Here is a 22,072-nt window from a genome sequence, read left to right as displayed (position 1 = left end):
GTCCTCATGGAACGCGCAATCAGTGCCAGCGACGCCAATCAGCACTTTTCGGAGATGCTCCGCGATGTGCAGGAAGGCGAGAGTTATGTGGTCATGTCCCGGGGACGTCCTGTCGCCCGGGTCGTGCCTATCGACCGTGACCGTCAGCGCCGATCAGTCGGCGCGCTGCTGGAGTTCGTCCAGAAGCTTCCCCACCGTCATGCCGGTGCCTGGACCCGCGACGACCTCTACAGCTGATGTTTCGTATCGCGCTCGATACCAACGTCCTCGCCTATCTCGCAGGCGTGGACCGTTCGCCGCAGGACGGCGCGAAGATCGACGCAACGCGCGATCTGATCACCCGGCTCAACGATCAGGCAACGCTGATCGCACCAGTGCAGGCGCTGGGTGAACTGTTCGTGGTGCTCTCCCGCGCCGGTGTCAGTGCTGACGAGGCACGCACCATCCTGCTCGAATACAGCCAGTCGCTTGAGACGGCCGACAGCAGCACGGTGATCATGGCGTCGGCCCTCGACCTCGTTGTCGACCACCGCCTGCAATATTGGGATGCGCTGATCCTGTCGGCATCCGCCGAGGCAGGCGCGACGCTCGTGCTAAGCGAGGACATGCAGGACGGATTTGTCTGGCGTGGTCTGACAGTCGTGAACCCTTATGCGGCGACCATGCACCGTAAGCTGGCGGCGGTAATCCAACCCGCCAAATAACGGAATGTTCGATGCCAGTATCTCCCGCCTATCATCTGAATAACAAACTGTTATTAAAAGATAAAAGATCAATTTTGCATTGACGAGAGCCTTGCTCTCATGTAGATGTTTCCGAAATGTAGAGATGCGAGTTGCGCCCGGGGCCGACAGGCTTTCCGGGCGTTTCTCGTTGCAGGCGCTACGCGATGGCTGAACGACTTCGGGGACGCCAAGGCATGGCGCAGCGCCTGCGTCGATTAAAGGCCGAACCACTTTGCCGCGATTGTGCCTCCGCCGGGATTGTCCGCGAGGCGACCGTACCTGACCACATTGTGCCGCTGGTCCATGGCGGATCGGACGAGGACAGCAACATTCGCTGCCTGTGTGCCGAGTGCCATGCCAGGCGGACTGCCGAACAATTCGGCAAACGCAGGACGGTCGCCGTCGGCCCCGATGGGTGGCCGATCGGCTAACCAGGCCGGGGGCGGCTCGAAAGTCTGGGCCCTCGGCGAGGGACACCGCGCTTGGCCCAAAATTCGCGCAACCGCGAGTTAGCGACCGGGGGTCAAACCTCATCAAGGACACTTATGGATCAGGACTGGCCGGCCCAGAGCAGCGAGCTCTGGCCGATAGAGAAAATCACGCCCTATGCGCGCAATTCCCGTACACACTCGGACGAACAGATCGCGCAGATAGCGGCATCGATCCGTGAGTGGGGTTGGACCAATCCGATCCTCGTTGACGACGAAGGTGGCCTGATTGCTGGCCATGGACGTCTGCTCGCTGCCCGCAAGCTGGGCCTGACCCAGATCCCGACCATGGTCGCCAAAGGCTGGAGCAAGGCTCAGAAAAAGGCCTACGTCATCGCCGACAACAAGCTGGCGCTGAACGCCGGCTGGGACCTCGAGCTGCTCGCGGTCGAACTTGGCGATCTGCAGGGCTTCGAGTTCGACCTGATGCTGACCGGGTTCTCTGACGACGAACTCTCGAAGCTGCTGGCTGAGAAGACTGAAGGCAACACCGATCCCGATGAGATCCCGGAAGCACCGATCGACCCCATCGCCAAGCCCGGCGATGTCTGGCTGCTTGGCAAACACCGGCTGGTCTGCGGTGACAGTACCGATGCCGATACTGTCGCCAAGGCTCTGAACGGCGTCTCGCCGCATCTGATGGTCACCGATCCGCCCTACGGCGTCGAGTACGATCCTGCCTGGCGTGAGAAGGCTGGCGTCGCCGCTTCGGGCACTGCCAAAGGCAAGGTGCTGAACGACGATAAGGCCGACTGGCGCGAAGCTTGGGCCCTGTTCCCGGGCGATGTCGCCTACGTCTGGCACGCCGGGCTCTACGCGGGCGTTGTCGGCGATAGTCTTGCCGCCTGTGATCTTATGCTCCGCTCCCAGATCATCTGGGACAAGGGGCAGCTAGTGCTCTCGCGTGGCGATTATCACTGGGAGCATGAGCCCTGCTGGTACGCCGTGAAGAAGGGCGCGAAAGGCCACTGGGCCGGCGATCGCAAGCAGACCACTGTCTGGCACATCGCCAAGCCCAAGAAGAATGAAACGGGCCACGGCACCCAGAAACCGGTCGAGTGCATGAAGCGTCCGATCGAAAATAACTCCAGCCCGGGTCAGGCCGTCTACGAGCCGTTCTCGGGTTCGGGCACCACCATCATTGCCGGTGAGATGACCGGCCGCTCGATCCACGCGATCGAGCTCAACCCGGCCTACGTCGATGTGGCGGTGAAGCGCTGGCAGGATTTCACCGGCCAGGCGGCCACCCTTGAAGGCGATGGCCGGACCTTTGCCGAAATCAGCGAACAGCAGCGGTAACAACGTGCATGACATGGCTCTATCTTCCCCCGGGGGCGAACCGGGGACCGACGACGCATGCCTCCATGGCATCTCCCTATGCGCAGGCGCAGGCGGCCTCGACCTTGGCCTCCACATTGCCTGCCCCGGATATCGCACTGTGGGTTACGTCGAGCGGGAAGCCTTCGCAGCAGCCACTCTCGTGGCGCGGATGGAAGACAAAGCCCTGGATCCGGCGCCTGTCTGGGACGACCTTACAACCTTCGATGGCCGACCGTGGCGCGGCTTCGTGGATATCCTCACTGCGGGCTACCCGTGCCAGCCATTCTCGGTCGCTGGCCGCCGTCTCGGTGAGGCAGATCCCCGCCACCTCTGGCCGCACGTCGCTCGCGTCATCCGTGAGTGCAAAGCTCCCATCGTCTTCCTCGAAAATGTCTCCAATCATCTGCGCATCGGATTTCCCGAAGTCGCCCGAGAGCTGGTCGGCATGGGCTACGTCCTTGCGGCAGGACTGTTTACGGCGGCGGAAGTCGGCGCACCGCATCGGCGCGAACGCCTGTTCATCCTCGCCATTCGCAAGGGTGACGAACTGGCCGATCCCGCGCGCCTGCTCGGGGGCGAGATCGAGTGGCTGCAACCGGACCGAGTTTTTGAGGCTCTGGCCGACGCCGCAGACAGACAGCTTCCGATCCAGGGGTGGCGAGAGGAAGGACGAGAAAGGTCTGGACCGGCTGGCCCGGGACTGGCCGACCCCAAAGGCGATAACCGGCGGGGCGAATTCGAAACGTGCGGAGCGCGGGGCCGGTGGCCCCGATCTGCAGGAGATGGCGGCCCACTGGCCGACACCGATGGCGAGCGATGGAGCGAAGCCGAGTGCGGGCAACCGCAAGACTGCGGATCTGACCAATGCCAGCAGGATGTGGATGACCCCGACGGCACGGGATCACAAGGACGGTGCGACCAGCCTTGCCAATGTGCCGGTGAACGGCCTGCTTGGCCGCCAGGTCCTGACGATTCCGACGGCTGGGTCCGATACCTCGGACACGCGCCGGACCTTGAACCCGCTGTTCGTCGAGGCTCTGATGGGCTGGCCCACAGGGTGGACCGGCTTCAACTTTGCGGCAACGGAGTGGTCCCCCTGGTTGCGGCGCATGCGCTGCGAACTCTCGCGTCTGAACTCGTCCGGCATCGGGAAACCCAAGGTATGACGGATGAAACCCGGAACCAAACCCAAGCCGACCCATCTGAAACTGGTAACGGGTAATCCCGGCAAGCGGACACTGAACCGCAAGGAGGCCAAGACCAGGGCGGCGATCCCGGCACCGCCGCCCCATCTCACGGCTGACGCGGTTGAGGAATGGAACCGGGTCGCAACCGAGCTCTACAACCTCGGGATCCTCTCCGAGATCGATCGGGCAGCGCTCGCTGCCTACGCCATGGCCTATGGCCGCTGGGTTCAAGCTGAACGAGCCATCGCCAAGATGGCCGAGAAGGACCAGCTGACCGGCGGTCTCATGATCAAGACATCAAACGGCAACGCGATCCAGAACCCGCTGGTGGGTACTGCCAACAAGGCGGCGGCGGACATGATGCGTTACGCCGCAGAATTCGGGATGACGCCCAGTGCCAGGAGCAGGATCTCGGCCGAGCCGCCGCAAGAAAGTGGCGACCCCGCCGACCGGTTCTTCGCCTGACCGCACGCTGGCCTATGCCAAGGCCGTGGTGTCGGGCGAGATCGTCGCCGGGCCGCACGTTCGCAATGCCTGCAAACGGCACATTGCGGATCTCGCGCGCAAAGATGGCATCTGGTTCGACCACGAGGCCGCAAACCACGCCTTCGCCTTTTTCGAGGAGGTGCTGAAGCTTTCGGAAGGCCAGTTCGAGGGGCAGCCCTTCGAGCTCCAGCCCAGCCAGGCCTTCATCATCGGCTCGTTGTTCGGCTGGAAGCGCAAGGACGGACGTCGCCGGTTCCGCCGGGCTTACATCGAACAAGGCAAGGGCAACGGGAAATCGCCGGTTGCTGGCGGTATCGGCATTTACGGGATGACCGCCTGCAAGGAGGCTGGCGCACAGATCTATGCGGCCGCGGCCAAGAAGGAGCAGGCGAACATCCTGTTTCGCGACGCGGTGCGGATGGTCCGCCAATCACCGGCCTTGGACAAGCGGCTCAACTTCTCAGGCGGCCCGGGGCGCGAGTTCAACATCGCGCATCTGGCGAGCGGAAGCTTCTTTCGCCCAGTGTCGCGCGATACCGGCAAGACCGGCTCGGGGCCTCGGCCCTACTTTGTGCTGGCAGATGAGATCCACGAGCTGCCCGACCGCTCGATCATCGAGATGCTGGAGCGCGGCTTCAAGTTCCGCCGCGATCCACTGCTGTTCATGATCACCAATTCGGGCTCGGACCGTAACTCGGTTGCCTGGGAGGAACACGAACACGCCGTCCGGGTGGCGGCTGGTAATCCGGATGCGGTGACTGATCCGACATTTCTCGGGCAGGTCATCGACGACACCACGTTCAGCTACGTCTGCGCGCTCGACGAGGGCGACGACCCGCTGACCGATCCGAGCTGCTGGATCAAGGCCAACCCTCTGCTGGGCGTCACGATCACCGAGCAATACCTCACCGAGGTTGTAGCCCAGGCCAAGGCGATCCCGGGACAGCTCAACGGGATCCTCCGGCTCCACTTCTGCGTGTGGACCGATGCCGAAACCGCCTGGATGGCGCGGGCCACGCTCGAACCGCTCTTGGCGGAGTTCGAACCGAAGGCCGGCCAGTCGGTCTGGCTCGGGCTCGACCTCAGCCAGAACCGGGATTTGACCGCACTCGCGGCGGTCCAGCGCAATGGCGAGAAGGATGGCAAACCCTGCTTTGATGCCTGGGTCGAAGTCTGGACGCCGGGGGATACGCTTAGCGCACGCGTGCTGCGGGACAAACAGCCCTACGACCTCTGGGTTGCCGACGGTTTCCTAAACGCGCCGGCCGGCGAAAACATCAGCTTTCGCCATGTGGCGCAGGCGATGGCGGAGTTGGCCTCGGACTACCGGGTCGAGGCGGTGGCTTACGACCGCTACGCCTTCCGCCGGTTCGAAGAGGAAGTCGCCGAACTCGGCCTCGACCTGACCTTTGTCGAGCACCCGCAAGGCGGCACCAAGCGGGCCAAGCCGGCGGGCGAGATGACAGAGGGCCTGTGGATGCCGGGTTCGCTTCGGCACCTCGAAGAACTGATCCTTGAGGGCCGGATCCGCCTGAAGCGTAATCCGGTTCTGATTTCGGCAATGATGTCGGCGGTCACCGAGACCGACCGCTGGGACAACAAGTGGCTCTCCAAGCAGCGGGCCATCAACAAGATCGACGCAGCCGTTGCGCTGTGCATGGCAGTGGGGGCGGCAATGGCGGGCGATACCAGCGGCTCCATCGATGACTGGCTGAAGAGCCTCGCGCCGTGAACCTTTTCCAAAAGGCGATCGGCTACATCGCGCGCTCCATCGGCCTCACCGATCCGCGGCTGGTGCAGGCGGTGGGCGGGCGCACGACGACGACCGGTGAGCTGGTCTCGACGACCTCAGTGCTGGGGCTCGCCTCGGCCTGGGCCTGCGTCAATCTGCTGGCCGGCACGATCGCCTCGTTGCCGCTCATGGTCTACCGGACCCGGGGCGGCGCACGGACGGTTGCGAGTGATCACCCGCTCTACCGCATCCTGCATGACAGCCCCAATGCCGACCAGACCGCGGTCGACTTCTGGGAGTTCATCTGCGCCTGCATTGAACTGAACGGCAATGCCTATGCCGAGATCATCCGGGGCAGCAATGGCCGGGTGGTGGCGCTCAGCGTGCCGATCGCGCCGGAACTGATGACGGTGCGCCGCCTTCGTGATGGGAGCCTGGAATATGAGTGGTCCGATAATGGCGTCCGGTCCATGGTCGGCCAGGACAATATGCTCCACATCCGGGGCTTCGGCGGCAATCCGCTTGGCGGGCTTTCTACCCTCTCGTTCGGCCGCCAAACCTTTGGCCTCGCGCAGGCGATCGAGCGGGCCTCGGGCGACACGTTCCGAAACGGGGTGCGTCCCTCAGGCCTTCTCAAAACTGCCGACACCTTGACCCTCGACCAGCGCAAAATGGCCGAGGAACTGCTGCAGGAGAAGTTTGCGGGAGCTATCAATGCTGGACGCCCCATGCTGCTCGATCGCGGGATGGACTGGGTCCAGCTCTCGATCAGCCCTGAAGATGCGCAGATGTTGCAGAGCCGGGCATTCTCGGTCGAGGAAGTCTGCCGCTTCTTCGGTGTGCCGCCATTCATGGTCGGTCACACCGAAAAGACCACCAGCTGGGGCACGGGCCTCGAACAGCAGACGCTGGGGTTCCAGAAGTTCACGTTGCGGCGGCGTTTGAAGCGCATTGAGCAGGCACTCGCCAAGCAGCTGCTCTCTCCAGCGGATCGTCAGGCAGGGCTCGTCATTGAATTTAACCTCGAAGGCCTGCTGCGCGGCGACAGCGGCGCGCGCGCGTCCTTCTACCAGCAGATGCTCTCGAACGGAGTGATGACCATCAACGAGGTCCGCGCCCTTGAAAACCTGCCGCCTGTCGAAGGCGGCGATGTCCCCCGCATGCAGATGCAGAACGTACCCATTACGCAGGCTGGAAATGGCGCTCCGCCAGCAACGCTCCCGCCTGCCGATCCCGGAGCTAATCCATGAACCATCTCGACTTCGTCCTCGATACCAAGGCCGTCACCGAAGACGGACAGATCGAGGGCCTCGCGGCTGGCTACGGCAATATCGATGCGGGCGGCGATGTCATCGTGCCCGGCGCGCTCGCCCGGTCATTGAAGGGCCGTAAGTCAGTGCCGATGCTGATGTACCACGACCAGACCCGTCCGGCTGGTGTGTGGACTGACTTTGCCGAGAGCCGCGAAGGGCTGGTGGTCAAAGGCCAGCTCTCGCTCTCCTCCCGGATTGGCCAGGAAGCACACGGACTGGTGCGCGATGGCGCGATCGGCGGCCTCTCGATTGGCTACCGGACTATCCGCGAGCAGCTGGTCGGCAAAACCCGTCAGCTTCTCGAACTTGCCCTTTACGAGGTGAGCCTGGTCACCATCCCGATGAACGAGCGCGCGGTGATTACCAGCGTGAAGTCGATCGTCGAGGATGGACGGCTCCCGACGCTTCCCGAATTTGAGAATTTCCTGCGCGAGGCAGGGTTCTCGAAAAGCCAGGCCTCCGCAATCGCGGGCAAAGGCCTGGCACCGCTGTTCCGGAGTGAGTCTGGCAGCACCCCTTCCGACTTCCTGTCGGCTTTGCAGGCGCAGCTTCGCGTCTGAACCCACTCCCACACAGGACAACTACCATGAGCGATACCAAGACCGCCGAGCAGCTTGCCGGCGAAGTGAAAGGCGCGCTCGATGCGCGTCTTGGCGAAGTCAAATCGACCATTGATGCCAAGCAGGCTGAACTGCGCGGTATTCTCGATGCCCGCCACGACGAGATCAGATCCGATCTCGAGGGCAAGCACGACAAGGTGAAGGCTCTTGCCGAAGAAGCCCTAGGCAAGGCGCAGCGCGGCGAAGACCTCTCCAACGCCACCAAGCAACTGGCCGATGAAGCTCTCACCGCGCTGAATGAAGCCAAAGCTCGGCTCGATGAGGTCGAGCAGAAGCTCGCCCGCCGCGTGACTGATGAGGCATCGCCGGAGTTCAAGACCATCGGCGAACAGGTCGTGGCTGACGAAGCGATCAAGGCCTTCCTTGGCAACAACACCGTTCGCGGCCGCGCCAGCGTGGAGGTGAAAGCGATCATTTCTGCGCTCACCACCGATGCTAATGGTTCGGCCGGCGACCTTATTGTCCCTGACCGCGCCCCTGGCATTATCATGCCCGGCCAGCGCCGTCTGACTGTGCGTGATCTGCTGACCCCGGGGCGGACGGCCAGCAATTCGGTGCAGTACGTCAAGGAAACGGGCTACGCCAATTCGGCCGCGACCGTTTCGGAAACCACGGGCCCGGCCAAACCGCAGTCCGACATCAAGTTTGATGTTCTGACCAGCAACGTCACCACCATCGCCCACTGGGTTCTGGCGACCCGCCAGATCCTCGACGATGTGCCGATGCTCCAGTCCTATATCGACGGTCGCCTGCGCTACGGTCTGGCACTGGTTGAAGAAAACCAGCTGCTTAATGGCAGCGGCACCGGCACGGATCTTGCCGGCATTTACACGCAGGCTACCGCGTTCACCCCACCGATCACCATCCCGGCGACGGTGACCCGGATCGATGTGCTGCGCCTTGCCATGCTGCAGACCGCCCTGTCCGAACTCATGTCGACCGGCGTGGTGCTGCACCCGGCAGACTGGGCCGCGATCGAGCTGATCAAGGATGAACAGGGCCAGTTCATCGTGGGCAACCCGCAGGGGACGATTACACCCACGCTCTGGGGCCAGCCGGTGGTGTCGACCCAGTCGATGGCGACGGGCAAGTTCCTGACCGGTGCCTTCCAGCTTGGCGCGCAGATCTTCGACCGGATGGACGCGGTGGTCGAGATCTCGACCGAGGATGACCAGAACTTCCGCAAGAACCTGGTCACGGTGCTCGCCGAAGAGCGTCTCGCCCTCGCGGTCTATCGCCCTGAGGCCTTCGTGAAGGGTGACTTCGCGGCGGCAGCAACGGCAGCCACCAAGGTCTGATTAATGAGAAGGGCGGCCGGCTTCGGTCCGCCCTTCCTTTATTCTGACGTGCTTGCAGCAACTTGGGATCACCTGCATGATCCTTTACGAAATGCTCGTGTCACTCAGAGCCTGGGCGAAAAACCTGAAGCAAGACGTCATCGCCTTGTGGCTGGCTGCGCGTGACCCTCGTGTTCCGCGGCTTGCAAAGTTTTTGGCGGGAGCTGTGGCAGCCTATGCTCTCAGCCCCATAGACCTGATACCCGACTTTATCCCGGTGCTTGGTCTTCTCGACGATCTCCTGATTGTCCCGCTCGGCATTTGGCTCGCGGTACGACTGGTAGAGCCAGGCCTTATGACCGAACTGCGCAGCAAGGCGGCGGGGATGATGGTCACAAGGAGCTGGCGCGCGGCCATAGTGGTCGTGCTGTTATGGCTGGCAGCTCTCGGTGCTGTTGCCCTTCTCCTGTCGCGCGCAGGCTGAACCTTTCCCTTTTTTCCGGAGGTGAGCGATGTTCCTTCGTGCACTCGATACCATTCACGTTAGCTCGGTGAGCTCCGACAACATCACTACCGGCGAGATCTTCGGGATCGATGATCTTGCGGGCAAAAGCCTGATTGAGCGCGGACTTGCCATTGAAGTCGATGGGGCGCCGACCACCAAGTCTAAGCCGGCTGCAGCACCTGAGTCTGAGGCTCCGGAAACCGCTGAACCTGCCCAGCAGCCGCCGATTGCCAACAAGGCCGGCGCCAACCCCCGCACCAAGGCCGAATAATGTCCGAGATTGTCACGCTCGAGCCGCCTCAGGACCGGGCCGTGACGCTCGAGGAAGCGCGCCAGCAGCTGCGCCTTGATGCCCATGACGAGGACCTGCTGCTGGGCGCGAAGCTTGATGCCGCCCAGGCCGAGCTTGAGCAGCAGACGGGCCTGAAGCTGTGCGAACAGACTCTCGAACTGCAGCTCGAAGGCTGGAAAGACGAGATCACCGTGCCGGTCCGGCCCTGCACGGTGGCAGAAATACGTTACATGGCAGCCAGCGGGGCAATGGTTACACTCCCAGAAACGGTCTATGTCACCCGCCGGCGGCATAGGTTCACCCGTATCCGCCCGGCATTCGGAAAATCATGGCCGGAACTGCGCGCAGACAGCCTGATACGGATCACGCTGTCGGCTGGATTTAGCGAGAACGACCCTGATTTGGCGATCGCCCGCGCCGCGATCCTGGTCAAAACCGCCGCGATGTTCGAAAACCGGGAAGGCGGTCCCTGTCTCGCCTTCGATACGCTGGTGGGTCAGCTAAAATGTCGCTGGATCTAGCCTCCAGGCTCGACACCCGGATCCGGATTGAGCGGAAGCTAGTCGCCCACGATCCGCAATACGGCACTGAAACTGTCACTTGGACCGAATTTGCCTGCGTATGGGCCGAGGTGAAGGACATTCTGCCCTCACGGGCTGAGCGATTGGCGGACAACATCCAGATCGGACGCCGGCCTGTCCGCATCCGCATCCGCTATCTCGCCGGTCTTTCGGCGGACATGCGAATTATCATCACTAACCGCACCCATCAGATCATTTCTGGCCCGGCCACACTGGGTCGGCGGAAGGCCATGGAGATCTTGGCCGAAGAACTCTCCAGTGAAGGAGCAGCCCCATGACCATCAGCCTCAAGGGCGGCCCGGAACTGCTGCGTCTGCTCGACGAACTGCCCAAAAACCTGGAGCGCAACGTCATCCGTGGCGGTCTTAGAGCCGGGGCCAAGGTGATCCAGCAGCAGGCCAAGGCCAATGTCCCGGTCCGCACCGGCAAGCTCAAGAAGGCGATTGGGATCGGTACCCGAACAGACGGATCCAAGCTCTCGTCCTACGTCAAATTGCGCGGGAGCGGCTCTTATCTCGGCCTCTTCGTCGAATATGGCGTCGCGCCCCACCTGATCTCGGTGTCCGATGTCGACAAGCCGGTCCGTCAGACCCGGCATGGTCCCCGCGCGGTCTCGATCGGCACGATGAACAAGATGCTGAAGCGCGGCAGCCTCAAGATCGGCGAGAACTTTGTCGGGCCCGTCGTTATGCACCCCGGGCATGCTGCCAGACCTTTCCTGCGCCCCGCGCTCGACCAAAAGGCGGAAGAAGCCGTCAACGCGATGGGGGCCTATATCGCCCACCGCGTCCAGATCGGCGACCTTCGTGCCCCGACCCTTGAGGTCGATGACGAATGAACGGGGTTATTGCCGTCCGCTCGCTCCTGGTGGTCGACACCGGGCTGACGGCGCTCGTGCCGGAGGTGCGGATTGCGGCCGGTAGCCTGCCGCAAGGCACAGTGTTCCCCGCAATCTCGCTGATGTCGGTCAGCAGCGTTGATCGCAACATCCCCGCGCCGGGCCCCAAGCGCCGCGTGACCGAACGGGTCCAGGTGACTGTGCTGGCGCGCACTTATCCTGAAACCAAGGCCATTCTTGCCGCGATCCGCAAGGCGGCCGCCGACAAGATGCCCCAGATCGATGGGTTGAGCGACGTCACCGTGCACACCGATTCCGCCGGACCTGATTTCCTCGACGAGGAGACCGGCATCCACATGCAGACGCAGGACTTCCGCGTCTCATTCAACGAGGCCCGCCCGTAGCCTCACCTTCATAAGGACCCATTGCCATGACCGTTCGGACTTCCGCTGGCACCACGCTAAAGGTGTCGGCCTCTACCCCTGCGACCTTCGATGCCACCGGCTACAACGCGCTCACCATGACAGTGGTCGGCGAAGTGTCCGACCTGGGCGAGTTCGGCCGCGAGTTCAATCTTGTGACCTTCAACCCTGTCGGCAGCCGCGGCGTCGTCAAGAAGAAGGGCAGCTTCAATCAGGGGACGATGCAGATTCAGCTCGGCCTCGACACCGATGACGCGGGCCAGATCCTGCTGAAATCTGCCTCGATCTCGGATGCCGATCACAGCTTCCTCGTCACCACCCAGAACGGGGACAAGTACTACTTCCAGGCTCAGGTGATGAGCTTCAAGGTCAACGTGGGCTCGGTCGACCAGATCACAACCGCCACGGTGGCGCTGGAACTCACAACCAATTCCGCCGGTGTGGGCATCGTGGAAGTGTTGGCGCCTTAAGGTTTCTTGGCTTCAGGCTGCTCGCGGCGCGAAAAGAATGATTGCGGCACCGGCCAGACAAACCAGCGCCCCCATCAGATCCCATCGATCCGGCCTCGCGCCTTCGACAATCCAAAGCCACAAGAGCGAAGATACAATATAGACCCCGCCATAAGCAGCGAAGGCACGACCCGCATAATCACTTTCGACGTGGGTCAGCAGGTAGGCAAACAGACACAACGATGCCACGCCCGGAATGACCCATAGCGGTGATTTGTCCAGCCGCAGCCATGCCCAAAAGGCAAAGCAGCCTGCAATTTCAGCGAAGGCGGCCAGAAAATAGATAGCGGCTGTCATCCTGCAACTCTCTGCCAGAGGTGATGACTGCCCGCAATTGCAGGGCACAACCCGGGATAAAACCAACAGGCAAAGGAACACCAATGTTTGACATCACCACGCTTGCCGCGACCGACACCTCGACCCTGGAACTGGTCGGCGGCGACGATGCCCCGCTGTTCGACGACAAGGGCAAGCGCCTCTCGATCACGGTCTATGGTCCGGGCTCGAAGGTCTACCAGCGCGCCCAGGCCCGCCAGCAGAACCAGCTGATGGACAAGATCAAGAAGCGCGGGAAGATGGACCAGTCGGCCGAGGAAAAGCTCGCCGAACAGGCCGATTTCCTCGCCGCCTGCACGGTGAGTTTCAACGGCTTCACCTATCCGCCAGCAAACGGCCTCGACGGTCAGGAACTGTTCCGCAAGGCCTATGCCGATCCCTCGATCGGGTTCATCGCCACTCAGGTTGCCGCGCACATCAATGACTGGGCAAATTTTACGAAGAGCTCAGGTCTGAGCTGAGCCTTTACGTCCGCCAACTGGCGTGGCTTGGCACGGCGCCCAAGCCGCGCGCTACCAAGCACACCAGGCCGGAGACAGACGCTGAGCCGCTGACCCGGCTGCAGCGGATGGCAATCGACGATCTTGCTCCCGACTTTCCACCGATCCGTACCCCATGGGTAATCGACTGGCTCATGGAGGTCGGGCCAACCGATCCCGGCGGCATGGGCGCAGTTCCCATTTCATGGGGCTCCATCGAGCACTGGCAGCGCTGCATTGGGCACGACCTACCGCCATGGATCGCCAGGCTGCTGCGCCGTCTGTCAGTCGAGTTCGTCGCAGAAACCGTCCGGGCCCGCGAGCCTGACTGTCCGCCGCCCTGGACTGCCACATCCAGTCTCAACCGTGATGAAGTCTCTCGGAAGGTCACCAATGCCTTCCGAGCGATGACGCTGTCGAAGGGAGAACAGCCTTGAAGGCAGGAACCCTTGAGATTGAGATGATCACCAATGTCGCCCGTCTTCAGAAGGAGATGGCCGACATGAAGCGCACGGTGGCTGGCGCGATGGGCGATGTCGCGGATTCCGCTGCCCGGGCAGACAAGGCGCTGAATGCGGTCGGCGGCGGCGGTGTCACCCGTATGGGAGGCTCTGCCAAGCTTGCCGGACATCACGTCCAGAACCTCGTCTATCAGCTCAATGACATGGTTGTCGGCCTGTTCTCGGGGCAGAAGCCGATGACCGTGTTCATGCAGCAGGGCACGCAGATCGGTCAGATCGCCATGCAGGCGGGTGTCGGGATCGGCGGCATGGCCCGGGCGCTGGTGGGCCTTGCGGCAAGTTCGGCCGCGGCTGCGCTGACCAATCCCTATCTGCTGGCAGCTGCCGCGGCTGCGGCGCTGGCATCCGGCGCATTCAAGATGTTCCAGTCGAGCGTGAAGCAGTCGGGCGAGCTCGACAAATACGCCCAGAGCCTCGGTCTCACCAAGAAGGAGATGGAGAAGCTGGGCCCAGTCGGCATCACCGTCGGTGATACCATGAAGGGTCTCTGGAAGACGGTGTTGGATGGTCTGGGCCTCGGCTCGGTGTTCTCGACCCTCAAGGACTGGGCGGTGACCGCCTTCGATGCCGTGATGACGGTCGGCAAACACGCCATCGCCTTCATCTATGCCGGCTGGGTCGGCGGGTTCAATGCGATCAGGATTATCTGGTCCTCGCTGCCGGGCGTGATCAGCGAGGCCGCTGTAGGCGCCGCCAATCTCACGATCAGCGGCGTCGAATTCATGGCGAACAAGGCGATCGCCGCGATCAACTGGTTGGTCGACCGGGTAAACCCGCTGCTCGATCGGGTCGGGCTCTCCTCCATCTCGCGGATCGAGAGCGTTGCTCTGCCGCGCATGGAAAACAGCTTCGCCGGTTCCACTGCGCGCATGGGTGCCCAGGTGCGGGGCGAGTTTGCCTCCGCGTTTGGTGATGCCATGTCGATGATGGACAGCTTCTCTGCCAAGTGGCGCGAGAACAGCATCGCGGCTGCCAAAGCCCGGCTTGCTGCGAAGGCGGACGAGATCCGGGGCGACAAGACTGACAAGGCCGCCAAGGGATCCAAGACCACCGAGGCTGAAAAGGCCCTGAAGGCCGCACAAGACTTTGCCCGCAATCTCGAGATGGAGACTGCCAAGATCGGCAAGACCCCGATCGAGATCAAGCGCATGGAAGTTGCTTTGGCCGCACTCAAGGCGCCGACCGACGAGGCACGGCTTGCCATCCTTCAGGCTGGCGAAGCGTGGGAACAGGCGACCAGGGCGCAGGCTGAGAAGGAGTTCATCCGTAATTCCGTTGCCCCGCTCGAGCTGCAGGTCGCGATGCTGGACAAGTCGACGAAGGCACAGGCGCTCGCCAATCTCGAAGCCGAGAAAGAGCAGATCGTGCTCGAACGCGGGGCCGCTGCCTGGGAGCGATACCGGGAAGCCAAGACCGCACTTATCGAGGCGGATTTCGCGCGGAAGGGCCAGGAGGACTACCTCAAGAGCCTCGAGGACATGGTCTCGGCAACGGAAGTAGCTGCGCGCGGCATGGCCGATGCCTTTGGCGCGGTCGGCGGCGCAATCGGTGGCATCACGGTCGAGATCACCCGCTTTGCCTCCGAGCAGGCGGCGGCCGCCAAGCGCGTGGCCGATGCGGAGCGCGAATACGGCAAGACCTCGTTCCAATATGCCGACGCGCGCACAGCGCAGGCCTCGGCCGAGATCAACCACTATGGCAACCTCGCGTCCGCCGCGAAGGGCTTTTTCAAGGAAGGGTCCGACGGCTACAAGGCGTTGCTCGCCGCCGAGAAGGTGTTCCGCGCCTTCGAATTGGCCATCGCCATGAAGAATGCGGCAGTGAAGATCGGGCTGATTGGCGCGCAGACCGCAGCCAAGGTCACCAGCGACACCGCCATGGCGGCATCCGACACGGCACGCGCCGGGGTCGAACAGGGCAACTCGATTATCACGACCGGAATCAAGGCGGTTGAAGCGGTGGTGAACGCCATCCGCTCGCTCCCATTCCCGCTCAACATTGCCGCAGGCGCCATCACGGCAGGTGTCATCGCCTCGCTGGGTGTTGCGATCAGCGGCGCCTTTGGCGGCTCACAAAAGCTACCGGCGGCCAATGAAGGCACCGGCACGGTGTTCGGCGATGCCAGCGCCAAGTCCGAGAGCATCGCAAACGCCATCGACCATCTGCGCGAGGTCGATACGCTGACCATGCGCTATTCCGCCGCAATGCTGGCGGCGCTCAAGAATATCGAGGCCAATATTGGCGGGCTCACCAATCTCATTATCCGCACTGGCGGGATCGAAGCATCTGCCGCCGGGATCCAGACCGGCACGAAGCTGACAGGCCTGCTGGGAGCGACCAATTCGGTCCTGACCGGCGTCTCGAACTTCCTGGGCTCCAAGACCGGATCGCTGATCGGTGCTGGCATTGGCATGGCCATTGCCGGACCCATTGGCGCGGCAATCGGGTTCCTTGGCGCCAAACTGCTTGGCGGTCTCGGCAAGGTTCTCGGCAGCGTGGTCAATGCGCTGTTCGGTACGAAGACCAGCATTGTCGGTCAGGGCATCTACAGCGGCGCGCAGTCGCTGGGCTCGATCCTCTCGGGAGGGTTTGACGCAAGCTATTACAGCGACATCAAAAAGACGAAGAAGTTCTTCGGGATCAGTGTCGGCTCCAGTTATTCGACCCAGTATTCTGCGGCGAGCGCAGAGCTCGAGCAGCAGTTCGGCCTCATCTTCCGGGGCTTCTATGATGCCATCTCGGCGGCGGCCGGTCCTCTGGGGCTATCGCTTGATCAGGTGCAGACGCGGCTCAACGGCTTTGTCATCAACATCGGCAAGATTGATCTGAAGGGCCTGACCGGCGACCAGATCCAGGAGAAGCTGACAGCGATATTTGGCGCGGCGGCTGATAATCTCGCCCGCTACGCCGTGCCCGGCCTCGAGCAGTTCCAGAAGGTCGGCGAAGGCTACTTCGAAACGGTGGTCCGCGTGGCCTCCAGCATCGAGGCGGTAACCTCGTCGCTGAGCCTGCTTGGCACCTCGGTCGAGGGCCTGTCACTCTCGGCCAGGATGAACCTGTTCGACATGTTCGGTTCGGCCAGCGACATGGCGTCGGCCACCGGAGACTATTTCTCACTGTTTTACACCAAGGCCGAACAGTCTGCTGTCCAGACGGCGCAGATGGCGAGGATCTTCGAAAGCCTGGGACTGACCCTGCCTGACAGCATCACGGGTTTCCGCTCGCTCGTCGAAGCGCAGGATCTCACCACCGAGGCGGGCCGTGCAGCCTATGTCGCGCTGATCCAGCTCGCGCCTGCCTTTGCCGATGTGATCGGCGCGGCGCAGGATGCGGCAAGTGCTGCGGCCATTGCCGATGAACGTCTGTCGCTCGAACGCCAACTGCTCGAACTTCAGGGCGATACGGCCGCGCTGCGGGCGTTGGATCTGGCTCAGCTTGATGCGTCCAACCAGGCGTTGCAACAGCAGATCTGGGCACTGCAGGACCAGCAAAAGGCGGCAGATGAAGCAGCGGCTGCGGCTGAGAAGCTCCGCTCCGCATGGTCGCAGATCACCGACAGCCTGCTTTCGGAAGTCGCGCGAATTCGCGGGACCATGGATGGCGGGACGAAGAGCTACGCCCAGGCGCTCTCCGAGTTCAATACAGCGACGATCGCGGCGCGGGCTGGCGATCAGGAGGCGGCCAAGTCGCTGCCGGGCCTCAGCCAGAGCCTGCTCACAGCGGCCGCAGATGCCGCAACCTCCGCGCAGGATCTGGCCCTTATTCAGGGGCAGACGGCGGCCAGCCTTGAGCAGACCGTGGCGATCATCAACGCCATGGCAGGTCTCAGCACGGACACGGCAACCGCTGCGGCCGCCACTTCCGCCACGCCCTCTTGGTGGGAGCAGTTTGCGAGTACCCAGACCGCGACAGCGACGTCTGCCGCCAATGACAGCGCGACCGTGCTGATCGATGGACTGGCGGCGCTCAAACAGGAACTGTCGGATCTGCGTGATGAGCAGCGGATTGCGTCCGCGACCATTGCCTCGGGCACGAGCAAGACCGCCCGCATTCTCGAACGGGTTACACCGGATGGTGATGCGCTGGCGGTGAGGACTGCCGCATGAAGCTGATCCGTCCGACCACGCTGACGGATGCCATGCTCACCACCAGCACGGCTCCGGAGAACGATTATGTGGTGTGGAATTCGGGCACGGCCTATGCGGTGGGCGCCCGGGTTATCCTGACCACGACGCACCGCAAATATGAGGCCTTGGCAGCTTCGACCGGCGTGAACCCGGCAAGTGATCCGACCAAATGGCTGGATCTCGGGCCGACCAACCGCTGGGCCATGTTCGATGCGCGCGTGGGCACGGCCACGACACGAGCCGGAAGTTTGCAGGTCGTCCTGGCACCCGGTGCAACCGACGGTGTGGCGCTGATCGATACCGATGCCGAAAGCGCGACCGTTTCTCTCACGGTCTCGGGCACGCAGCTCTATTCGAAGACCCAGAGCTTCAATGTCGGCGGGACCGCGATTGATAACTGGTTCAGCTGGTTCTTCGAGCCAGTGGGCCGCAAGTCCAGCCTGCTGTTCCTTGATGTGCCGGTCTACGAGGCTGGCGTCCTCACCGTCACCGTTTCCCGTGACAATCCAGCCGATGTGGTCTCTTGCGGAACGCTGCTGGTTGGCCGCCAGTTCACGATCGGCGAGACCGAGCACGGCGCGGACATCGGGATCATCGATTACTCCCGCAAGGAGACCGATCAGTTCGGCGTCACCTCGGTGGTCGAGCGGGCCTTTGCCAAGCGCATGACCGCCCGAGTGGTCATGCAGACCAGCGCCATTGACGACGTCCACCGCAACCTTGCCGCGCTTCGCGCGAGCCCGGTGTTGTGGATCGGCTCGGAGAGCTTCGAGAGCCTCACCGTCTACGGCTTCTACAAAGAATTCTCGATCGACCTTGCCTACCCGACGGTCAGCTACTGCAGCCTGACCATCGAAGGGCTCACCTGATCCACCCCGAGGGGTAATTTCATGCCGATCACAGCACTGCCCACGCCGCCGTCCCGGACGGATGCGGCGAACTTTTCCGCGCGCGCGGACGCCTTCCTCGGTGCGCTGCCGACCTTCGGCACCGAGGCCAATGCTCTGGCGGTCGAGGTCAACGGCTATGCGACCAACGCTGCCGCCAGCGCCTCCACCGCCGTCAACGCTCCCGGCACCAGCGCCACCAGCACGACTTCGCTTGCGATTGGCACCGGCGCGAAATCGCTGACCGTCCAGACCGGCAAGGCCTTTGTCGTCGGGCAATGGGTGACCATCACCAGCACGGCGACGCCGACAAACTGGATGCATGGCCAGATCACGGCCTACACCACTGGCACCGGCGCGCTGACGGTCACCGTCGGCATGGTCGGTGGCAGCGGCACCATTGCCGCGTGGACTATCGCCCTGTCGGCCCCCTCGGTATCCGGCAATGCCGTGCTGACGACCAGCACCTATGTTGATCCTGCCTGGATCACCTCGCTGGGCGGCTCGAAGATTACCGGCACCGTTGCTGTTGCCAACGGCGGAACCGGTGCAGGCGATGCCCTGACGGCCCGCACGAACCTTGGTCTCGCCATCGGTACCGATGTTCAGGCTTACAGCGCCAACCTTGCCTCTTGGTCCGGCAAGTCCGCACCGTCCGGTGCGGCGGTGGGCACAACTGATACCCAGACGCTTTCCAACAAGACGATCTCGGGCGCGGCGACCGGTTCGAGCGTCAACGACGCCGGTGGCTCAGCCTGGGCGATCGGCTTCCGGGAAGTGCCGCAGAACGCCCAAAGCGCGTCCTACCAGTTGGTCGCAGCTGACAATGGCAAACACATCTATTCGCTCAATTCCGCGTCCCAGACCATCACCGTGCCCCCCAATGGCACGGTCAGTTTCCCGCTTGGGACGACCGTCACCATCGTCAACAATGGTGGTGCAGCCATCACGATCGCTCAGGGCTCCGGCGTGACCCTCTGCCAGGCAGGCACCACCAGCACTGGCAACCGGACACTCGCCGTGCGAGGCCTTGCCACGCTGATCAAGGTCGAGACCAACGTCTGGTTCGTCTCCGGCACCGGGATCAGCTGATGTCGGGCGTGCTGGGCATCCTGCTCGGATCGGGAGGTGCAAGCCGCTACCAGATGGCGGTTGGCCAGTATTCTGACGGCTTCAAAGGTGCCTGGTGGACCTACTACGGGTTTGGCATTGCCAGCGCATACTATCCGATCGGCGGGGCGCTGAGTCCCACGACGTTTAAAGGCCAGACGATCCAGGGCGTCTACTCGGTCGAGGATAATGTGGGCTCGACCTGGCCTGTTACCCTCCAGCTACAGGGCGACCAACCGGCAGGGTTCGCCGCTGCTCTCACAATGGGCGGCACCAAGTACAGCTTCGACACCTGGGCGCAGGACTATGCATCAAGCCTGACCGTAACCATCGCTATCGCGACTGCTACATTCACGGTGAGCTCAACCAGCAGCATTACCAACGGCACACCTGTCCAGTTCACAACCGGAGGGACATTGCCGTCAGGCCTTGTCGCCAGCACCAAGTATTATGCCCGTGATGTAACCGCGACCACGTTCCGGGTCGCCGCCACGCCTGGTGGCGCGGCCATCACTTTGACCGGCAGCCAGTCGGGAACGCACACCGTCTACTTTGCGATCTTCACGAAGTTTTCTGCCGCGACGCCAACACCGAGCAACAAGACCGGCGCGCGAATACCGTTCTATCCCACAATCAACATCGCGAGTCCGGCAACCATCACCAGCAGTGGGCATGGTCTCACCAATGGCCGGCGCGTGCTGTTCCAGACGAGCGGCGCCCTGCCGTCCGGCATTGCGGCAAACACCATCTATTTTATCGTCAACGCAGCCACGAACTCGTTCCAGGTTGCGGCCACTTCAGGGGGCGCGGCGATCGGCACCTCAGGCACACAATCGGGCACACACACCTGCTTCGAGGTGGTCGATGTGACTGTGGAGTAAGCAGATGAATCAGCACATCAACCCGACAGCACGCGAGGACGTGCTGCCGATCAACGACGACCTCGAGATCCGCTACAGCCTGTTCCTCGACGGCACCACCTATGTGCGTCCCTTGGGAAGCTGGCGGCTCTGGACGCCGCAGATGTTCGTGCCGCCGGACACCAACCGTGTGATCGGTGCCATGTATGATGCCGGGGTCGAGTGGGACCTCTATGAGCATGTCTCACTCGCGGTGGCTGGCACGGCCGACTACATTTTCACGGGCTCCGCCGGTGAGATCAGCCAGACATGGCAAGCGGGCTACCACAATGTGGAGAACGGCGGCGGCTATCTTCCGCGCGGCAGCTTCACCCGGCATTTCCGCAACGACTTCGAGCTGTGCTGCGTCATCCGCAGGTTCGGCCGGTCGAGCGGCACCAACTACCGGTTCGACGTCATCACCGAACCGACAGCGCTTTCCGAAGCCGCGCTGTTCGTCCACTATGCGGCCGGCCCCCGGCAGCGGCAGACCGACCTGAATACGATGCCCGGTTACGCCGTCGATCTGGCGGCCGGCGGCATCGCCATCATCTGCACCACGCGCTGAGGCCTGCCATGTCGGAACAGGATCCCGCCATCGAAATGGCGCTCATTCGCGCTGACCTTGAAGCCGTCCAGGAGGAGCTGAAGGCCGTGCGCAAGGAACTCAAAGACCTCCTTGACGCCTGGAACACCGCCACGGGTGTGGTCCGCTTCGTCAAATGGCTCTCAACCCTGGTCGCAGCAATCGCCGTGATCACGGCTGCCTTCAAAGGCTTTGCAGGCCGCTAACCTCCCAGAGGAGAAAATCCATGAACCCGCTACCGCCAGCCTATCGCTGGCTCGATGACCTGCAGCCGCTGCCCAGGATGGTGGCGGAAGCTCGAAAGCTCTTTGGCACTGTCGAAGCGCAGGGCTCAGCAGATAACCCCGTGATCCTTGGCTGGGCCAAGGAACTGGGCCTCGCCAAGGTTTACAACCATGACGAGATTCCCTGGTGCGGACTGTTCGCTGCCATTGTCGCCAAGCGTGCTGGCAAGGCGCTCCCGAACCAGCCGCTTTGGGCGAGGAGCTGGGTAAACTTCGGCAAGGACGGGAGCGCAAAGCCGCAGCTCGGCGATGTGCTCGTTTTCCGCCGCGGTGAGGTCTCTGGCCATGTCGGGCTCTACATCGGCGAGGACTATGGCGCCTTCCATGTGCTGGGCGGAAACCAGTCCGATGGTGTGACCATCACCCGGATTGCACGGGAGCGCTGCATCGCCGTCCGCCGCCCCGTCTACAAGGCTGCGCCCGCGAGCGCGAAGCCGGTCGAACTCGCTGCAACCGGTGCACTCTCCACCAACGAAGCCTGACCCACCCATCCATTGCGCATCGCCGCTGGATCATCCCGCCCGCCTTTTGGCGGGTTTTTTTGGAGA

27 protein-coding genes and 1 pseudogene are annotated in these 22,072 nt (G+C 62.8%); 27 read left to right on the top strand and 1 reads right to left on the bottom strand.

The annotated features are described in order from the left end of the window. The first annotated feature begins 6 nt into the window (after window positions 1-6). The 18 genes and pseudogenes from OOT33_RS14610 to OOT33_RS14525 all read left to right on the top strand — a co-directional run bounded on the left by OOT33_RS14610 (window position 7) and on the right by OOT33_RS14525 (window position 12,256). The gene (locus OOT33_RS14610) at window positions 7-237 is read left to right on the top strand and encodes a type II toxin-antitoxin system prevent-host-death family antitoxin (protein ID WP_307750756.1); all 231 of its coding nucleotides are present in this window, start codon (window positions 7-9) and stop codon (window positions 235-237) included. After that, a complete protein-coding gene (locus OOT33_RS14605) occupies window positions 237-704 on the top strand; it encodes a PIN domain-containing protein (protein ID WP_307750755.1) in 468 nt (155 codons plus the stop codon). The genes OOT33_RS14610 and OOT33_RS14605 overlap by 1 nt, the downstream gene beginning before the upstream one ends. A 185-nt stretch (window positions 705-889) precedes the next feature. Then, window positions 890-1,156 carry an HNH endonuclease gene (locus OOT33_RS14600; RefSeq protein WP_307750754.1) on the top strand — a complete coding sequence of 89 codons (267 nt, stop codon included), beginning with the start codon at window positions 890-892 and terminating at the stop codon, window positions 1,154-1,156. 114 nt (window positions 1,157-1,270) lie between these two features. Beyond that, window positions 1,271-2,512, top strand: a complete 1,242-nt coding sequence (locus tag OOT33_RS14595; protein WP_307750753.1) for a DNA methyltransferase — start codon at window positions 1,271-1,273, stop codon at window positions 2,510-2,512. Then, window positions 2,472-3,023 (top strand): annotated as a pseudogene (locus OOT33_RS17940) (DNA cytosine methyltransferase); the annotation flags it as partial. The gene OOT33_RS14595 and the pseudogene OOT33_RS17940, both read left to right, overlap by 41 nt. Before the next feature lie 118 nt (window positions 3,024-3,141). Continuing rightward, window positions 3,142-3,699, top strand: coding sequence for a hypothetical protein (locus OOT33_RS14585; RefSeq protein ID WP_307750751.1), 558 nt, complete (start codon window positions 3,142-3,144; stop codon window positions 3,697-3,699). A 3-nt stretch (window positions 3,700-3,702) separates the two neighbouring features. Beyond that, window positions 3,703-4,185 (top strand): phage terminase small subunit P27 family, encoded by a 483-nt coding sequence (locus tag OOT33_RS14580; protein WP_307750750.1) that lies wholly within the window; start codon window positions 3,703-3,705, stop codon window positions 4,183-4,185. Next, complete coding sequence (locus OOT33_RS14575) at window positions 4,154-5,938, top strand: terminase TerL endonuclease subunit (RefSeq protein ID WP_307750749.1); 1,785 nt, start codon at window positions 4,154-4,156, stop codon at window positions 5,936-5,938. The genes OOT33_RS14580 and OOT33_RS14575 overlap by 32 nt, the downstream gene beginning before the upstream one ends. Then, complete coding sequence (locus OOT33_RS14570; RefSeq protein ID WP_307750748.1) at window positions 5,935-7,188, top strand: phage portal protein; 1,254 nt, start codon at window positions 5,935-5,937, stop codon at window positions 7,186-7,188. Before OOT33_RS14575 ends, OOT33_RS14570 begins: the two co-directional genes overlap by 4 nt. Further along, entirely contained in the window at window positions 7,185-7,811 is a 627-nt protein-coding gene (locus OOT33_RS14565) for an HK97 family phage prohead protease (RefSeq protein ID WP_307750747.1), read from the top strand. The genes OOT33_RS14570 and OOT33_RS14565 overlap by 4 nt, the downstream gene beginning before the upstream one ends. A 26-nt stretch (window positions 7,812-7,837) precedes the next feature. Further along, window positions 7,838-9,169 carry a phage major capsid protein gene (locus OOT33_RS14560; RefSeq protein WP_307750746.1) on the top strand — a complete coding sequence of 444 codons (1,332 nt, stop codon included), beginning with the start codon at window positions 7,838-7,840 and terminating at the stop codon, window positions 9,167-9,169. A 91-nt stretch (window positions 9,170-9,260) separates the two neighbouring features. Beyond that, complete coding sequence (locus tag OOT33_RS14555; protein ID WP_307751011.1) at window positions 9,261-9,632, top strand: DUF1232 domain-containing protein; 372 nt, start codon at window positions 9,261-9,263, stop codon at window positions 9,630-9,632. A 28-nt stretch (window positions 9,633-9,660) separates the two neighbouring features. Further along, on the top strand, window positions 9,661-9,924 hold the full coding sequence (locus OOT33_RS14550) for a hypothetical protein (protein WP_307750745.1): 264 nt from the start codon (window positions 9,661-9,663) through the stop codon (window positions 9,922-9,924). Further along, window positions 9,924-10,466: a phage head-tail connector protein gene (locus tag OOT33_RS14545; RefSeq protein WP_307750744.1), complete on the top strand. Its 543-nt coding sequence runs from the start codon at window positions 9,924-9,926 to the stop codon at window positions 10,464-10,466. Before OOT33_RS14550 ends, OOT33_RS14545 begins: the two co-directional genes overlap by 1 nt. Next, window positions 10,451-10,804 (top strand): phage head closure protein, encoded by a 354-nt coding sequence (locus OOT33_RS14540; protein WP_307750743.1) that lies wholly within the window; start codon window positions 10,451-10,453, stop codon window positions 10,802-10,804. Before OOT33_RS14545 ends, OOT33_RS14540 begins: the two co-directional genes overlap by 16 nt. Next, window positions 10,801-11,364 (top strand): HK97-gp10 family putative phage morphogenesis protein, encoded by a 564-nt coding sequence (locus OOT33_RS14535; RefSeq protein ID WP_307750742.1) that lies wholly within the window; start codon window positions 10,801-10,803, stop codon window positions 11,362-11,364. The genes OOT33_RS14540 and OOT33_RS14535 overlap by 4 nt, the downstream gene beginning before the upstream one ends. Continuing rightward, on the top strand, window positions 11,361-11,768 hold the full coding sequence (locus OOT33_RS14530) for a DUF3168 domain-containing protein (RefSeq protein ID WP_307750741.1): 408 nt from the start codon (window positions 11,361-11,363) through the stop codon (window positions 11,766-11,768). Before OOT33_RS14535 ends, OOT33_RS14530 begins: the two co-directional genes overlap by 4 nt. Before the next feature lie 26 nt (window positions 11,769-11,794). Further along, window positions 11,795-12,256 carry a hypothetical protein gene (locus tag OOT33_RS14525; RefSeq protein WP_307750740.1) on the top strand — a complete coding sequence of 154 codons (462 nt, stop codon included), beginning with the start codon at window positions 11,795-11,797 and terminating at the stop codon, window positions 12,254-12,256. Window positions 12,257-12,268: 12 nt separating this feature from the next. On the opposite strand, the gene OOT33_RS14520 is transcribed toward OOT33_RS14525, so the two are convergent. Further along, window positions 12,269-12,592 (bottom strand): YnfA family protein, encoded by a 324-nt coding sequence (locus OOT33_RS14520; RefSeq protein WP_307750739.1) that lies wholly within the window; start codon window positions 12,590-12,592, stop codon window positions 12,269-12,271. Between the two features lie 83 nt (window positions 12,593-12,675). Here OOT33_RS14520 and OOT33_RS14515 point away from each other — a divergent pair, with 83 nt between their 5' ends. The 9 genes from OOT33_RS14515 (at window position 12,676) to OOT33_RS14475 (ending at window position 22,006) form a co-directional block, all read left to right on the top strand. Then, on the top strand, window positions 12,676-13,092 hold the full coding sequence (locus OOT33_RS14515) for a hypothetical protein (protein ID WP_307750738.1): 417 nt from the start codon (window positions 12,676-12,678) through the stop codon (window positions 13,090-13,092). 107 nt (window positions 13,093-13,199) lie between these two features. Next, window positions 13,200-13,547, top strand: a complete 348-nt coding sequence (locus tag OOT33_RS14510) for a hypothetical protein (RefSeq protein WP_307750737.1) — start codon at window positions 13,200-13,202, stop codon at window positions 13,545-13,547. Beyond that, window positions 13,544-17,737 (top strand): phage tail length tape measure family protein, encoded by a 4,194-nt coding sequence (locus tag OOT33_RS14505; RefSeq protein WP_307750736.1) that lies wholly within the window; start codon window positions 13,544-13,546, stop codon window positions 17,735-17,737. Before OOT33_RS14510 ends, OOT33_RS14505 begins: the two co-directional genes overlap by 4 nt. Next, entirely contained in the window at window positions 17,734-18,627 is an 894-nt protein-coding gene (locus OOT33_RS14500; RefSeq protein ID WP_307750735.1) for a hypothetical protein, read from the top strand. Before OOT33_RS14505 ends, OOT33_RS14500 begins: the two co-directional genes overlap by 4 nt. Window positions 18,628-18,648: 21 nt before the next feature. Beyond that, window positions 18,649-19,737 (top strand): hypothetical protein, encoded by a 1,089-nt coding sequence (locus tag OOT33_RS14495; protein ID WP_307750734.1) that lies wholly within the window; start codon window positions 18,649-18,651, stop codon window positions 19,735-19,737. After that, window positions 19,737-20,636: a hypothetical protein gene (locus tag OOT33_RS14490; protein WP_307750733.1), complete on the top strand. Its 900-nt coding sequence runs from the start codon at window positions 19,737-19,739 to the stop codon at window positions 20,634-20,636. The genes OOT33_RS14495 and OOT33_RS14490 overlap by 1 nt, the downstream gene beginning before the upstream one ends. Before the next feature lie 4 nt (window positions 20,637-20,640). Further along, entirely contained in the window at window positions 20,641-21,222 is a 582-nt protein-coding gene (locus OOT33_RS14485; RefSeq protein ID WP_307750732.1) for a hypothetical protein, read from the top strand. Window positions 21,223-21,230: 8 nt separating this feature from the next. Beyond that, window positions 21,231-21,446, top strand: a complete 216-nt coding sequence (locus OOT33_RS14480) for a hypothetical protein (protein WP_307750731.1) — start codon at window positions 21,231-21,233, stop codon at window positions 21,444-21,446. A 20-nt stretch (window positions 21,447-21,466) separates the two neighbouring features. Further along, window positions 21,467-22,006 (top strand): TIGR02594 family protein, encoded by a 540-nt coding sequence (locus OOT33_RS14475; RefSeq protein ID WP_307750730.1) that lies wholly within the window; start codon window positions 21,467-21,469, stop codon window positions 22,004-22,006. Window positions 22,007-22,072: the final 66 nt, after the last annotated feature.

Source organism: Sphingobium sp. DEHP117 (assembly GCF_030867385.1).
GTDB lineage: Bacteria > Pseudomonadota > Alphaproteobacteria > Sphingomonadales > Sphingomonadaceae > Sphingobium.
This window is presented reverse-complemented; position numbering and strand designations above follow the sequence as displayed.

Bases quoted from the DNA above. Each gene is read 5' to 3' on its own strand.
- OOT33_RS14480 (WP_307750731.1), top strand. From the start codon at position 21,231: ATGTCGGAACAGGATCCCGCCATCGAAATGGCGCTCATTCGCGCTGAC.
- OOT33_RS14475 (WP_307750730.1), top strand. From the start codon at position 21,467: ATGAACCCGCTACCGCCAGCCTATCGCTGGCTCGATGACCTGCAGCCG.
- OOT33_RS14490 (WP_307750733.1), top strand. From the start codon at position 19,737: ATGTCGGGCGTGCTGGGCATCCTGCTCGGATCGGGAGGTGCAAGCCGC.
- OOT33_RS14540 (WP_307750743.1), top strand. From the start codon at position 10,451: ATGTCGCTGGATCTAGCCTCCAGGCTCGACACCCGGATCCGGATTGAG.
- OOT33_RS14560 (WP_307750746.1), top strand. From the start codon at position 7,838: ATGAGCGATACCAAGACCGCCGAGCAGCTTGCCGGCGAAGTGAAAGGC.
- OOT33_RS14525 (WP_307750740.1), top strand. From the start codon at position 11,795: ATGACCGTTCGGACTTCCGCTGGCACCACGCTAAAGGTGTCGGCCTCT.
- OOT33_RS14495 (WP_307750734.1), top strand. From the start codon at position 18,649: ATGCCGATCACAGCACTGCCCACGCCGCCGTCCCGGACGGATGCGGCG.
- OOT33_RS14485 (WP_307750732.1), top strand. From the start codon at position 20,641: ATGAATCAGCACATCAACCCGACAGCACGCGAGGACGTGCTGCCGATC.
- OOT33_RS14515 (WP_307750738.1), top strand. From the start codon at position 12,676: ATGTTTGACATCACCACGCTTGCCGCGACCGACACCTCGACCCTGGAA.
- OOT33_RS14530 (WP_307750741.1), top strand. From the start codon at position 11,361: ATGAACGGGGTTATTGCCGTCCGCTCGCTCCTGGTGGTCGACACCGGG.
- OOT33_RS14605 (WP_307750755.1), top strand. From the start codon at position 237: ATGTTTCGTATCGCGCTCGATACCAACGTCCTCGCCTATCTCGCAGGC.
- OOT33_RS14550 (WP_307750745.1), top strand. From the start codon at position 9,661: ATGTTCCTTCGTGCACTCGATACCATTCACGTTAGCTCGGTGAGCTCC.
- OOT33_RS14600 (WP_307750754.1), top strand. From the start codon at position 890: ATGGCTGAACGACTTCGGGGACGCCAAGGCATGGCGCAGCGCCTGCGT.
- OOT33_RS14565 (WP_307750747.1), top strand. From the start codon at position 7,185: ATGAACCATCTCGACTTCGTCCTCGATACCAAGGCCGTCACCGAAGAC.
- OOT33_RS14535 (WP_307750742.1), top strand. From the start codon at position 10,801: ATGACCATCAGCCTCAAGGGCGGCCCGGAACTGCTGCGTCTGCTCGAC.
- OOT33_RS14520 (WP_307750739.1), bottom strand. From the start codon at position 12,592: ATGACAGCCGCTATCTATTTTCTGGCCGCCTTCGCTGAAATTGCAGGC.
- OOT33_RS14545 (WP_307750744.1), top strand. From the start codon at position 9,924: ATGTCCGAGATTGTCACGCTCGAGCCGCCTCAGGACCGGGCCGTGACG.
- OOT33_RS14580 (WP_307750750.1), top strand. From the start codon at position 3,703: ATGAAACCCGGAACCAAACCCAAGCCGACCCATCTGAAACTGGTAACG.
- OOT33_RS14595 (WP_307750753.1), top strand. From the start codon at position 1,271: ATGGATCAGGACTGGCCGGCCCAGAGCAGCGAGCTCTGGCCGATAGAG.
- OOT33_RS14610 (WP_307750756.1), top strand. From the start codon at position 7: ATGGAACGCGCAATCAGTGCCAGCGACGCCAATCAGCACTTTTCGGAG.
- OOT33_RS14500 (WP_307750735.1), top strand. From the start codon at position 17,734: ATGAAGCTGATCCGTCCGACCACGCTGACGGATGCCATGCTCACCACC.
- OOT33_RS14555 (WP_307751011.1), top strand. From the start codon at position 9,261: ATGCTCGTGTCACTCAGAGCCTGGGCGAAAAACCTGAAGCAAGACGTC.
- OOT33_RS14510 (WP_307750737.1), top strand. From the start codon at position 13,200: ATGGCAATCGACGATCTTGCTCCCGACTTTCCACCGATCCGTACCCCA.